Source organism: Anaeromusa acidaminophila DSM 3853 (assembly GCF_000374545.1).
GTDB lineage: Bacteria > Bacillota > Negativicutes > Anaeromusales > Anaeromusaceae > Anaeromusa > Anaeromusa acidaminophila.
Window position 1 is genome coordinate 14,682 of the sequence record NZ_KB894590.1, and the last position, 11,993, is coordinate 26,674.

Genomic DNA, 11,993 nt, shown 5'->3' on the forward strand with positions numbered 1-11,993 from the left:
TCTTAAAAATCAAATGCTTACGGATGCAATTGATTACGTGAGAATAACTTTAGCACGCGTCTAGAGCGCTGTCAAGAAAAAAATATTTTCACAAACTAAAGAAGAAAAGAAGTGAAGGGAGGACTTTGAAGGGAAAGAGAGAATATGTATAAGATGTTCATGTGTTGATGAAAGGGGTAATCTAATGGTAAATCCGAAGTTGAAAGATGTTCTTACCGACCATTTGTGTGAAGCAGTATTGCAGTTGGAAACAGTGGAAGAATGTTATCAACTCTTTGAAGACATTTGTACAATTAGCGAGCTTAAGGCGCTGGCGCAGCGGTTGGAAGTAGCTCGGATGCTGCGTAAAAAACATACCTATGATGAAATTGTAGATCGTACCGGAGCCAGCACCGCTACGATCAGCCGTGTCAAGCGTTGTTTGCATTACGGCGCTGACGGCTACAAGCTGATTTTAGAACGTATGGAAGTCAAAAATGAGGCGGAGCAAGGAGACGAAGAGATACATGAGAAAAAATGAATTTGTACCTAAAATTCCCTATGGGATGCGTGATTTCCTGCCGGGCGAAGTAGGACAAAAACGACAAGTGGAGGAAAGCCTTATTCGTTTGTTTGCTCGTTGGGGGTATGAGGAGATCATTACCCCTACTATGGAGTATATGGAAACTTTGCAGGCTGGCAGCGAAGGGATTGAGGCGCATTTATACAAGTTCTTCGACCGTCATAATCGTCTTTTAGCTTTGCGGCCGGACATGACCACTCCCATTGCCAGAGTGGCGGCTACCCGTCTGAAGGATCAGGAAGCTCCGCTGCGGCTTTGCTATTTAGCGAATGTGTTTCGCTATGAAGAGGCGCAGGCCGGACGGCAATGCGAATTTTACCAGGCAGGGGTTGAACTTTTGGGTGAAGGCGGCGCTACGGCGGACGCCGAAGTAGTGGCTTTAGCAGTGGAAAGTCTGTTGGATGCCGGATTGGGTTCCTTTCAAATCAGCTTAGGACAGGTTGATTTTATCAATGGTCTCTTAATGGAAGCTGGCTTGCAGGGAGAACAAAGCCGTGAAATTCGCCAGGCTTTAACAAGCCGGGATTTAGTCGGTTTGGAAAAATTGCTCGCAGACAGTGGCATTTCTGCAGGAGTGCAGCAGCTTTTACGCCGGATTCCTTTGCTGCATGGCAAACGAGAATTGCTGGAAGAAGCCCGCAGCTTAGTGAATAATGACGTCAGCCGCCGGGCGCTCGATAATTTAGCCCAAATTTACGCCTTGCTGGAGCATTATGGGGTGGCGGAGCATGTGGTTTTTGATTTAGGAGTTTTTCGTAATTTCTCCTATTATACAGGCATGGTTTTTGAAGCGTACACGCCAGGGCTTGGTTTTCCGGTGCTTGGCGGCGGACGCTATGACCAGTTGGCGGGCGCTTACGGGCAGGATTGTCCGGCTACCGGCTTTGCCTTGGGAATTGAACGAGTCCTCTTGGCGAGACAAAGGCAAAAACTGGAGGTTTGCGCCGCGAAAAGCGATGTATATATTTCTTGGGCAAAGAAAGGCTTGGTGCAAGCGATTCAACGGGCGACAAGCTTGCGCCAGGAGGGGCTGAGGGTCGAGCTGGCGGCGCAAGAGGAAAATCATACTGAAGCGAAACAACGCTGTGAGGGCCGTTGCTGCGGGCGACTGGAATACTTTACAGGAGATTGATTGTTATGTGGCAACAGCGCGTGCGGCAGGTATGGGCGGCGCTCCATGCCGTCATAACCGATGAGGATCGGGATTTGGTGCAAGCCTATTTAAATGAGGCGGAGCAAAAACTGTTTTGGGGTATGAACCTGCCGGATCAATATCATTGCTTGGGTGTAGTACGGAGCGCCAGGCGGCTTGCAGTAGGCAGGAAGGATATAGAGGAGCGTTTTCTCATTCGTTTGGCGCTTCTACATGACGTAGGCAAAATAAAAGGCGATGTCAGCACTCAGGATAAAATTGCCATGGTGCTGCTGCATCGCCTAGCGCCGGGAATTCGCAAATGGGGGCGTGAAGGCAGAGGGGGCAGGCTGCGTAACCTACGACACGCCATTCATGTCTATTTTCACCATCCGGAACGCAGTGCGCGCCTGCTTTTAGCGGCAGGGTGCGAAACCGCATTGGTAGAGGCGGTAAAAAAGCATCATAAAGCTCCGGAAGCAGAGGAGCCTCCGGAGCTGACCTTATTGCGGCAAGCCGACGATTTAAATTGATAAGTTTAATACCCTTTCGTCTTGTCGACAATGTTAAACATTTCCCGGTCATGAATGAGCCGGGTAAGATTGTCGGCGAACAATTTAATAGCGCGGTCTAGGTAGTAGGGAGATAGTGCGGCTACATGGGGCGTTATGATGACATTAGGCATATCCCAAAGCGGCGAATCCGTCGGCAACGGTTCCTGGGCAAAAACGTCCAAGCCGGCGCCGCGGATATAGCCTTCTTGCAGGGCGGTAATTAAATCTGCTTCTACAAGTACTTCACCGCGGGCGATGTTGATAAAATAAGCGGAAGATTTCATGGCGCGGAACTGTTCCAGCGTTAGGAGGCCCTTGGTTTCTTCCGTCAAAGGCAGAGAGACGACGACGAAATCGCATTGTGGCAGCATTTCCATTAGTTCATGAGGCTTATAAAGCTGGTCAACGAAAAGCTCAGAGGTTTCTTCCCTTTTCATGGCCAGAACATTCATGCTGAACGCTTTTGCCTTTTTGGCAATTTCTCGTCCAATGCTACCCAAGCCTAAGATGCCAATGGTTTTATCGTGCACCTCATCACAGGACACGCGTTTCCAAAGGTGAGCTGCTTGATTTTTAGCGCATCCCGGCAGGCTGCGGGAAAAAGAAAGCATCATGGACAAAACGTGCTCGGAAACAGGGATGCCGTGAATGCCCCGCGAGTTGGTAAGCAAGCACTGGCTGCGACGCATCTCCGCGAAGGTCAGCTTTTCTACGCCGGCGCTGAGAGAATGAACCCAGTGCAGACGGGAAGCGGATAAAAAGAGCGGGCGAATGTCATTAAAGCCCCACGCCAGGAGAATGTCCGCTTTGTCCATGTGGATGCTGGCTTCTTCCAGGGTGCAGGAAATGATGGTGCTGCCCGGTGCGGCGGCCTCGATCATTTCTAGATGCTCCTGCTTTAGCTTATTAAGAACGACAATATGAAATGCGGGCATAGAAAAACCCTCCTGTAAACATTGAAATAACACGAATAGTTTTTCTTATTCGACATTCTTTGGCAAAATCCTACACATCTTGACGAATCTTTTTACAAGTGTTAATATCTACGTATTAGCACTTTAACTAGATAAAGAATTAACGGAAAAGAGGCGGCGCAATGACTTCGAGTGATATGAATTACCTGACGGTAGCTTTGCCTAAAGGGAAATTGTTTGCCAAAGCGGCGGAATTATTGGGACGCATTGGCTATACAGCCGATGATCTCAGCGAAAAATCACGCAAGCTGGTATTGACGAACGAAGAAAAGAAAGTGCGCTTTATTATTACCAAAACAGCGGATTTGCCGACCTATGTAGAATATGGAGCGGCGGACGTGGGGATTATTGGCAAAGACGTATTGCTGGAAGAAGAGCGGGATGTTTATGAACTGCTGGATCTCGGTTTTGGACGCTGTCGTTTGATGGTTGCAGTGCCGCGGGCCATGAAGCGAGAGAAGCTGAGCGATTATGCGCACATGCGGGTGGCTACAAAATATCCTAACGTGGCGGAACGCTTTTTCTATCAGCAAGGAATTCAAGTAGAAATTATTAAGCTTAACGGTTCGATTGAACTGGCGCCTATGGTGGGGCTGGCGGAGCTGATTGTGGATATCGTGGAAACAGGCACGACCTTGAAGGAAAATCAATTGGATGAAATTGCACCGATTGAAGAGGCGACAGCTCGCTTTATCGCTAACCGCGTGAGCTTTAAAATGAAGTTTGACCGTATCCAAGCGATGGTAGAAGGGCTTCGCGCTTTGTTGCAGGAGGAGGGGAAGCAATGATTCGCAGAAAAAATAGTAGAGAATTAGGCCGTGAAGGCTGTGAAGCGTTGCTGCGCAAGCCTGCTTTTGACGAAGTGGAGCTGGGAGAAAAGGCGAAGGCGCGTATTAAAGAATCCTTTGGGGAGGAATTATCTGCGGTACAGGTTGTGCAGCGGATTGTGGACGATGTGCGTTGCCGTAAAAATGAAGCTCTTTGCGATTATACACAGCGCTTTGACGGGGCGCAGTTGACGGCGGATACGTTGGAAGTGACGGCGGCGGAGTGGGAGGAAGCTTGTCAATCGGTAGATGAGGCGTTATTGGCAAGCATTCGTCGGGCTGTGGCTAATGTGCGTCGCTACCACAGTGAACAGCTGCCCAAATCGTGGCTGACGTATCGAGAGCATGGGGCTATGCTGGGGCAGAACAGTCGGCCGTTGGACCGAGTTGGCTTGTATGTACCAGGAGGCACAGCCACCTATCCTTCGTCGGTTATTATGAATGCTGTACCAGCGGCGGTTGCTGGCGTGCGGGAAATTATCATGGTAGCTCCTCCAGATCGTCAAGGGCGTTTAGCTCCCTGCGTATTGGCGGCAGCGCGCGAAGCCGGAGTGCATAGGGTCTTTAAAGTGGGCGGCGCTCAAGCCGTGGCTGCGCTGGCTTTCGGTACGGAAACCGTGCCCAAAGTGGATAAAATTACCGGACCGGGCAATATTTTTGTTACGTTAGCCAAAAAAGCCGTCTACGGCCACTGTGATATTGATATGCTGGCAGGACCTAGCGAGATTTTAATTTTAGCGGACAATAGCGCTCGAGCGGATTATATTGCCGCAGATATGCTTAGTCAGGCTGAGCATGATGTACTGGCTTCGAGCATCTTGATTACAGATAGCGAAACTTTGGCGGCAGCAGTAGAAAGCGAATTGGAGCGCCAGTTGGCTCTTTTACCGCGCCGTGAGATGGCGGAGGCGGCTTTAGAAAAGAGCGGTCTGATTTTAGTGACGGACTCCATTGAGGAAGCGGCGGAATTGGCCAATGTAGCCGCTCCGGAGCATTTGGAGGTGTTGACGGCGCAGCCCTTTGCTTTGCTGCCGCTGCTAAGGCATGCAGGAGCCATCTTTTTAGGGCCTTATTCGCCGGAGCCTTTGGGCGATTATTTTGCTGGGCCCAACCATGTGCTGCCTACCGGCGGCACAGCGAGATTTTATTCGGTACTCAATGTAGAGACTTTTATGAAGAAAACCAGCCTGATTGCATACACTCAGGAAGCGCTGGCAGCCGTGTCGGATGACGTCATTCGCTTGGCCGAAGCGGAGGGCTTGCAGGCGCATGCCAATGCAGTAAAGGTAAGGAGGAATGACTGATGTGGACCTATCGTCCCGGCTTAGAAGAACTGCCGGTATATACTGTGGAAGAAAGCGATTGGGCTGTAAAACTGGATGCAAACGAAAGCCCCTTTAATCTGCCGCCAAGGGTGGCGGAGCGAGTAGAGGACCGTTTGGCTTGTTTGGCCTTTAACCGCTATCCGGATCTGGGGAAAATGGGGCTGCGGGAAATGCTTGCTGAATCCTATGGCTTAGCTGTCGAAGAGGTGCAGGTAGGCGGCGGCTCCAGCGAGATTTTGGCTGCTATCTGTCATGCATTAGGCGGACCGGGGAGAGGCATTGTCTATCCGACGCCTTCTTTTTCCATGTATGGTATTTATGCGAAAATTACGGACAGCGTGGCTGTGCCGGTTGCTCTTAATGAACAATACCAACTGGATGCGGCTAAAGTGCTGCAGGCGGCTAGAGAAAACAATGCCGCGGTGATTCTGCTTTGCAACCCCAATAATCCTACTGGCTCGGTGACGCCGCGCGAGGAAATTGAACGCATCATTGCCGGTGCGCCTTGTCCGGTTGTGGCGGATGAAGCCTATATGGAGTTCTACGGGGATTCTGTGGTGGATTTGCTGCCTAAATACAGACATCTTATTGTAGCCAGAACCTTCTCCAAAGCGTATGGTTTGGCGGCGGCGCGGGTGGGGTACATGTTGGCTGACGCGCAGGTTACAACGATGATCAGCAAGCTGATGATGCCTTACCATGTGAGCGCAATATCTTTGGTAGTGGCGGAAACCGTATGGCAGATGCGCGACGAGTTTCAACCTTTGATTGATACCTTGGTGTTGGAGCGTAAGCGCTTGGCTACAGAACTGGGTAAGATCCAAGATTTGACAGTGTATCCGTCTGAGACGAATTTTATCTTTGGGCGCAGTGCTAAAACGCAAGAAATGGTAGCATATTTAATGGAAAAACGCATCTGTATCCGCAATTTTGGCGGCGAATTGAGCGACTGTTTCCGAATTAGCGTCGGGTCTTCTATGGAGAACGATGCGTTGCTTCGGGAAATGCGCGCTTTTTGGGAGCGAAGCTAATGCGTACGGCTGCGGTAGAGCGCCGCACGGCGGAAACGAAAATTTGTCTTTCAGTACAACTGGATGAACCGAAAACACCGCTAGTACAGACAGGTCTTGGCTTTTTTGACCATATGCTGGTTTTGCTGGGAAAGCACGGCTTTTTCGGTTTGCAACTGGAAGTGCAGGGGGATCTGGAAGTGGACGGCCACCATACGGTGGAGGATACCGGCATTTGCCTGGGGCAGGCGCTGCAGCAGGCGCTGGGAGATAAGGCCGGCATTGCTCGCTATGGCACGGCTTTTGTACCGATGGATGAGGCGCTGGCGATGGTCAGCCTGGATATCAGCGGCCGTCCGTACCTTGTGTTTGATGCGCAGCTGCCTTTTGGCAAGGTGGGAGACTTTGATTTGGAGCTGGTGGAAGAGTTTTTGCGGGCTTTATCGGTGCATGCAGGGCTAACTTTGCATGTACGCCTGTTATCCGGCAAGAACGCCCATCATATGGTAGAAGCCATCTTTAAAGCGCTGGGACGGGCGCTAGCGGACGCCATGGCTAAAGATAGCCGGGTGAGGGGCGTTCTTTCGACGAAAGGAACCTTGGATTAAATAAAAAGGCATGGAGGAGAGAGGCGTATGATCAACATTATTGATTACGGGCGAGGCAATCTGCACAGCGTGCAAAAAGCCTTGGAACGGCTGGGCGCCGAGGTGCGCGTCTCATCCAAGCCGGAAGATATCTTAAGCGCGGATAAAGTGATTCTGCCAGGGGTTGGCGCTTTTGGCGATTGCATGGGAAACCTGGAAAGGTACGGCTTGGTTCCGGCCATTCAGGAAGCAGCAGCAGCTGGTAAGCCTCTATTGGGCATTTGCCTAGGGCTGCAGATGCTTTTTGAGGGCAGTGAAGAAGATCCTGGCGTGCCGGGATTAGGGATTTTTCAAGGGCAAGTCAAGTTGATAGAAGCTCCGGGACTGAAAATTCCTCACATGGGCTGGAACAGTCTGACTTGGCGGCAGGAATCAGTTTTGTTTCAAGGACTGCCAGAGGGAAGCTTTGTTTATTTCGTGCATAGCTACCATGCGGTGCCGGAGGATGCATCGCTGGTGACGGCGGTGACGGAATACGGCGGGGACGTTACGGCCGCAGTCGGCCAAGGCAATGTGCAGGCCGTGCAGTTTCATCCGGAAAAATCCGGAACCGTTGGTTTGCAGATCTTGAAAAACTTTAAGGAGTGGCAGCCATGATACTTTTTCCGGCAATTGATATTCGCGGCGGCAACTGTGTCCGTTTGACGGAAGGGCGCTTTGACCAGGAAACGGTCTATGGCCATAACCCTGCCGCGATGGCGCAGCGCTGGCAAGAAGCCGGTGCAGAATATCTGCATGTGGTCGATCTTGACGGCGCTTTAGCGGGGAAGCCTGCTAATCTGCCAGCAATAGAAGAAATATTAAAGGCCGTAACTATGCCTGTACAGCTTGGCGGCGGCATTCGCAACCTGCAAACGGTGGAGCTGCTTTTGACTAAAGGCGTACGCCGGGTGATTCTCGGCTCTGTGGCGGTGCGCCAGCCTGAATTGGTTAAAGAAGGCTGTCGTATTTTTGGTGACGCCATTGTTGTGGGCATTGACGCTAAAGACGGCATTGCAGCGGTGGAAGGCTGGGGTGTCAGCGGCGGCATGGAAGCGACGGAGTTGGCAAAACGCATGGCGGCGGTAGGGGTGGCCCGCATTATTTATACCGATATCAGCCGCGACGGAACGTTAAGCGGCGTCAATGCCGAGGCTACTGCGCGCTTGGCGGAAGCGGCGGGAATTCCGGTTATTGCTTCGGGGGGCGTCAAGGACTTGACGGATATTCGCGAAGTTGGCCGTGTCGCTTCGCGCGGCGTAGAGGGCGTCATTATCGGCAAGGCTCTTTATACAGGCAGCTTGGATTTAGCAGAGGCGTTGCAGGCGGCGAAGGGAGGCGAGGGGGCATGCTGACGAAACGTATTATTCCTTGTCTAGATGTAAAAGACGGCCGAGTGGTGAAAGGGACCAATTTTGTCGGTCTCCGCGACGCTGGCGATCCGGTGGAGCTAGCGGAGCGTTATGACGGAGAATTGGCGGACGAATTGGTTTTTCTTGATATCACCGCTTCGTGTGAAGAACGCAATACTATGGTGCAGGTAGTGGAGCGTACGGCTTCAAAAGTCTTTATCCCCTTTACCGTTGGCGGCGGTATTCGCGGCGTGGATGATGTGCGTCGCATGCTGAAAGCCGGAGCCGATAAGGCTTCCTTTAACACGGCGGCTGTCAAAAATCCTCAACTGCTGCGTGAATGCGCGAACGCCTTTGGGCGGCAGTGCATTGTGCTGGCGGTAGATGCTAAAGCCTGCGGTGATAATCGCTGGGAAGTCTATGTCAATGGCGGCAGGACGCCGACAGGTATGGATGTATTGGAATGGGTCCGCAAGGCTACAGAACTGGGAGCCGGAGAAATTCTGCTCACAAGCATGGATAAGGATGGCACGAAGGACGGCTATGACATCCCGCTGACACGCGCTGTGGCGGAGGCGGTCAATGTTCCGGTAATCGCCTCCGGCGGCGCTGGCGAAATGAGTCACTTTTATGATGTGTTGACGGCTGGCAAAGCAGATGCAGTGCTGGCGGCCTCGGTATTTCACTATGGACAGTTTACAGTGCGGCAGGTCAAGGACTATTTGCGAAGCCGCCAAGTGGAGGTGCGTTATTAATGGAATGGGAACAACTAAAATTTGACGCTCAGGGATTATTGCCCGCGGTCATTCAGGATGAAGCAACAAACGCGGTGCTGATGGTCGCTTATATGAATAAAGAAGCGCTGGAGAAGACTCTGGCCAGCGGTGTGACCTGGTTTTTCAGCCGCAGCCGCGGGCGGTTGTGGCAAAAAGGAGAAACCTCCGGTCATGTGCAAAAGGTAAAGGATATTTTCTATGACTGCGACGGCGATACCCTGCTGGTTAAAGTGGAGCAAAGCGGCGTTGCCTGCCACGAAGGAACCTTTTCTTGCTTCAGCCGGCGCTTAGAGAATAAAACGGCTGTGCTGGCGCCGGAAGTGGACGCCTCTGAAGTGTATGGCGCATCGCTGCCAGCGGTACTGGGCGAAGTGTATGATGTCATTCATCAACGCAAATTGACGCCTGTAGAAGGATCTTATACAACCTATCTTTTTGAAAAAGGACAGGATAAGATTCTTAAAAAGGTCGGCGAAGAGGCGGCGGAAACCATTATTGCCTCGAAAAATCACGACGCTGGGGAAATTCTCTACGAAATGGCTGACTTGTGGTATCACTGCCTAGTGCTTTTGGCCTTCCATGAGCTGACGCCGCAGCAGCTGCTGCTGGAGTTAAAAGGGCGTCGTAAAAAAGGCAAAGGAGGCAAAGCCTAATGCGAAAGCCTGCGGGGCAGGAATTCTTAAAGAAAACTCGTTTGGACGGCGGCGTGCCGACACCCCAGCAGATGGGGCTGGCGCAGCCGCGGCTGGAAACGGAAGTTGACCGGGAACTGCCTATTTTTAACTTGCCGCAGCCGGATACCTTTCCAGCTATGCCGGTGGATTTTTTAGCCTTTGTTGAATTGCGTACAAGCGTCCGCGAATACGCCAGTAAGGCATTGACCCAGGAGGAATTGTCCTTCCTACTTTGGTGCACCCAAGGGGTCAAGCAGGTAGTGCCGCGGGCGGCTACCTTTCGGACTGTTCCTTCCGCCGGGGCGCGGCATGCCTTGGAGACGTACTTGCTCATTAACCGCGTCGAAGGATTGGAACCGGGGTTATATCGCTTTTTGGCGCTGGATCATCAACTACAGCAGTTGAGCACAGAGGCGGCTTGGCCGGCAGTGCTCAGTCATGCTTGCAAAGGACAGGAAATTGTAAAAAACAGTGCGGTCAGCTTTTTTTGGGTGGCCGAATCGCCGCGCATGACTTGGCGTTACGGCGAACGAGGCTATCGCTATTTATTTTTAGACGCAGGCCATGTTTGTCAGAATTTGTATCTTAGCAGCGAAGCAGTTGGCTGTGGCTGCTGCGCCATCGGCGCTTTTGATGATGAAGCGCTGCATGATCTTTTGGATTTAGGCGAAGAAGAGCGTTTCGTCGTTTACGGGGCGGCTGTAGGGAAAAAATATAAAGTGGAATAGGCTAGAAGAGGGAAAACCGCGTAAGCGGTTTTCTTTTTTTCTCAAGCTGATCTTTTCTAAGAAAATAGAGCTTGATTTCCATAAAAGACAGAAAATTAAAAGAAGGATAATTCTTATTTGTGAAGAAATGAAACAATAGAATTAATTACTAGGAGGAGATATACATGGCTTATGGAAAAAATGAGTCCCGAGAAGCAACTCCGTTGGAACAGACGTTGATTTGGCTGCGTGAGGATTTGGTGGGCGAATTGGAAGCCATCAACCAATACCAGTGGCATATTGACAATATTGATAACGAAGAAATTAAAGGCCTTTTGGCGCACATACGGGATGATGAAAAAGAGCATGTAGCTGAACTGACTCATTTAATTACGCGGATTGATGAAATTCAAAAAGAAAAGTTTTTAGAAGACCATACCGCTGGAGGCGAGCATGTGGTTGAGGGCGAGACGGAAGAGGCTCCGGCGATGACCGTAGGCAGCTTGTTTGGTAAAAAATAAGGAGGAATGAACATGGATTATTTAGATCGTAAATCAGCGCCTTTGACAGACGGCGAATGGGCTCGCGTAGATCAAGCGGTAGTTGAAACCGCGCGTACTATGTTGGTAGCGCGTCGTGTAATCGATGTTTTGGGCCCCATGGGCTCGGGCGTGTACAGTATTCCCTATTCCGTATTCAGCGGAAAATCTCCCACCGGGATTGATATGGTAGGAGAAACGGAAGAATTTGTGGTGGAAGCCAGCCATCGAGCGACTGTGAATCTGCCAATGTTGTATAAGGATTTCAAAATTATGTGGCGCGATGTGGAAGCGGACCGGCATCTGGGATTGCCTCTGGATGTATCGACAGCAGCGGTGGCGGCCAACTATGTGGCGGTGCAGGAAGATTCTTTGATTTTTAACGGCAATGCGGAGCTAGGACATGCCGGGCTCTTTAATGTGGCCGGCCGTCTGACGCAGAAGATGAGCGACTGGAGCGAGACTGGCGCAGCGTTAGCGGATGTAGTGAAAGCCGTAGGCGCTCTTTCTGAAGCGGGTCATTACGGTCCGTACGCCATGGTGGTGAGCCCGATGCTATTCGGTAAGCTGGTGCGCGTTTTCGGCAATACGGGCATGCTGGAACTGGATCAGGTAAAAGCCATTTTGACCGGCGGCGTTCACTACTCGAATGTTATATCCGGCAATAAAGCCGTTGTTTTGGCCACAGGCACACAGAATTTGAATCTGGCCATCGGTCAGGATATGGCCACTGCCTATATGGGGGCCACCAATATGAACCATGTCTTCCGTGTGCTGGAAACGGCGGCGCTCTTAGTACGCCGTCCTGACGCGATCTGCACCTTGGAAGGCTAAGACCTATATCATTGAGCTTAAGCAAGCCGTCTCCGTTGCGAGGCGGCTTGCTTTTTTCTGGCTTTACGCCATTGTTTTATGCAAAATTTCTAACTCCATCG

The 11,993-nt window shown here is 51.2% G+C and carries 15 protein-coding genes; 14 read left to right on the forward strand and 1 reads right to left on the reverse strand.

All coding sequences use genetic code 11. The features are described 5' to 3' along the window. Nucleotides 1-184: 184 nt before the first annotated feature. Genes C508_RS0107840 through C508_RS0107850 form a run of 3 tightly spaced genes read left to right on the forward strand, consistent with a single transcriptional unit; the run spans nucleotide 185 to nucleotide 2,227 of the window. The gene (locus tag C508_RS0107840) at nucleotides 185-520 is read left to right on the forward strand and encodes a YerC/YecD family TrpR-related protein (RefSeq protein WP_018702999.1); all 336 of its coding nucleotides are present in this window, start codon (nucleotides 185-187) and stop codon (nucleotides 518-520) included. Continuing rightward, nucleotides 507-1,694, forward strand: a complete 1,188-nt coding sequence (hisZ, locus tag C508_RS0107845; RefSeq protein ID WP_018703000.1) for an ATP phosphoribosyltransferase regulatory subunit — start codon at nucleotides 507-509, stop codon at nucleotides 1,692-1,694. The genes C508_RS0107840 and hisZ overlap by 14 nt, the downstream gene beginning before the upstream one ends. 5 nt (nucleotides 1,695-1,699) lie before the next feature. Next, nucleotides 1,700-2,227: an HD domain-containing protein gene (locus C508_RS0107850; protein WP_018703001.1), complete on the forward strand. Its 528-nt coding sequence runs from the start codon at nucleotides 1,700-1,702 to the stop codon at nucleotides 2,225-2,227. Nucleotides 2,228-2,232: 5 nt separating this feature from the next. Here C508_RS0107850 and C508_RS0107855 read toward each other — a convergent pair whose 3' ends face one another. Continuing rightward, on the reverse strand, nucleotides 2,233-3,183 hold the full coding sequence (locus tag C508_RS0107855) for a D-2-hydroxyacid dehydrogenase (RefSeq protein ID WP_018703002.1): 951 nt from the start codon (nucleotides 3,181-3,183) through the stop codon (nucleotides 2,233-2,235). A gap of 161 nt (nucleotides 3,184-3,344) precedes the next feature. Between C508_RS0107855 and hisG the strand changes: the two genes are divergently transcribed. The 11 genes from hisG to C508_RS0107910 all read left to right on the forward strand — a co-directional run bounded on the left by hisG (nucleotide 3,345) and on the right by C508_RS0107910 (nucleotide 11,892). Beyond that, on the forward strand, nucleotides 3,345-4,010 hold the full coding sequence (gene hisG, locus C508_RS0107860) for an ATP phosphoribosyltransferase (protein ID WP_018703003.1): 666 nt from the start codon (nucleotides 3,345-3,347) through the stop codon (nucleotides 4,008-4,010). Then, entirely contained in the window at nucleotides 4,007-5,353 is a 1,347-nt protein-coding gene (gene hisD, locus C508_RS0107865; RefSeq protein ID WP_018703004.1) for a histidinol dehydrogenase, read from the forward strand. The genes hisG and hisD overlap by 4 nt, the downstream gene beginning before the upstream one ends. Beyond that, nucleotides 5,353-6,405 carry a histidinol-phosphate transaminase gene (gene hisC, locus C508_RS0107870; RefSeq protein ID WP_018703005.1) on the forward strand — a complete coding sequence of 351 codons (1,053 nt, stop codon included), beginning with the start codon at nucleotides 5,353-5,355 and terminating at the stop codon, nucleotides 6,403-6,405. Before hisD ends, hisC begins: the two co-directional genes overlap by 1 nt. Then, entirely contained in the window at nucleotides 6,405-6,992 is a 588-nt protein-coding gene (gene hisB, locus C508_RS0107875) for an imidazoleglycerol-phosphate dehydratase HisB (RefSeq protein WP_018703006.1), read from the forward strand. The genes hisC and hisB overlap by 1 nt, the downstream gene beginning before the upstream one ends. Before the next feature lie 27 nt (nucleotides 6,993-7,019). Then, nucleotides 7,020-7,628: an imidazole glycerol phosphate synthase subunit HisH gene (gene hisH, locus C508_RS0107880; protein WP_018703007.1), complete on the forward strand. Its 609-nt coding sequence runs from the start codon at nucleotides 7,020-7,022 to the stop codon at nucleotides 7,626-7,628. Then, nucleotides 7,625-8,365 carry a 1-(5-phosphoribosyl)-5-[(5-phosphoribosylamino)methylideneamino]imidazole-4-carboxamide isomerase gene (hisA, locus tag C508_RS0107885; protein WP_018703008.1) on the forward strand — a complete coding sequence of 247 codons (741 nt, stop codon included), beginning with the start codon at nucleotides 7,625-7,627 and terminating at the stop codon, nucleotides 8,363-8,365. The genes hisH and hisA overlap by 4 nt, the downstream gene beginning before the upstream one ends. Next, nucleotides 8,359-9,117, forward strand: a complete 759-nt coding sequence (gene hisF / locus C508_RS0107890) for an imidazole glycerol phosphate synthase subunit HisF (protein ID WP_018703009.1) — start codon at nucleotides 8,359-8,361, stop codon at nucleotides 9,115-9,117. The genes hisA and hisF overlap by 7 nt, the downstream gene beginning before the upstream one ends. Further along, a complete protein-coding gene (hisIE, locus tag C508_RS0107895) occupies nucleotides 9,117-9,791 on the forward strand; it encodes a bifunctional phosphoribosyl-AMP cyclohydrolase/phosphoribosyl-ATP diphosphatase HisIE (RefSeq protein WP_018703010.1) in 675 nt (224 codons plus the stop codon). The genes hisF and hisIE overlap by 1 nt, the downstream gene beginning before the upstream one ends. Next, the gene (locus C508_RS0107900) at nucleotides 9,791-10,540 is read left to right on the forward strand and encodes a SagB/ThcOx family dehydrogenase (RefSeq protein ID WP_018703011.1); all 750 of its coding nucleotides are present in this window, start codon (nucleotides 9,791-9,793) and stop codon (nucleotides 10,538-10,540) included. The genes hisIE and C508_RS0107900 overlap by 1 nt, the downstream gene beginning before the upstream one ends. A gap of 164 nt (nucleotides 10,541-10,704) precedes the next feature. Then, the gene (locus C508_RS0107905) at nucleotides 10,705-11,040 is read left to right on the forward strand and encodes an encapsulin nanocompartment ferritin-likeEncB family encapsulin nanocompartment ferritin-like cargo protein cargo protein (RefSeq protein ID WP_018703012.1); all 336 of its coding nucleotides are present in this window, start codon (nucleotides 10,705-10,707) and stop codon (nucleotides 11,038-11,040) included. A 12-nt stretch (nucleotides 11,041-11,052) separates the two neighbouring features. Beyond that, complete coding sequence (locus C508_RS0107910; RefSeq protein WP_018703013.1) at nucleotides 11,053-11,892, forward strand: family 1 encapsulin nanocompartment shell protein; 840 nt, start codon at nucleotides 11,053-11,055, stop codon at nucleotides 11,890-11,892. Nucleotides 11,893-11,993 lie beyond the last annotated feature (101 nt).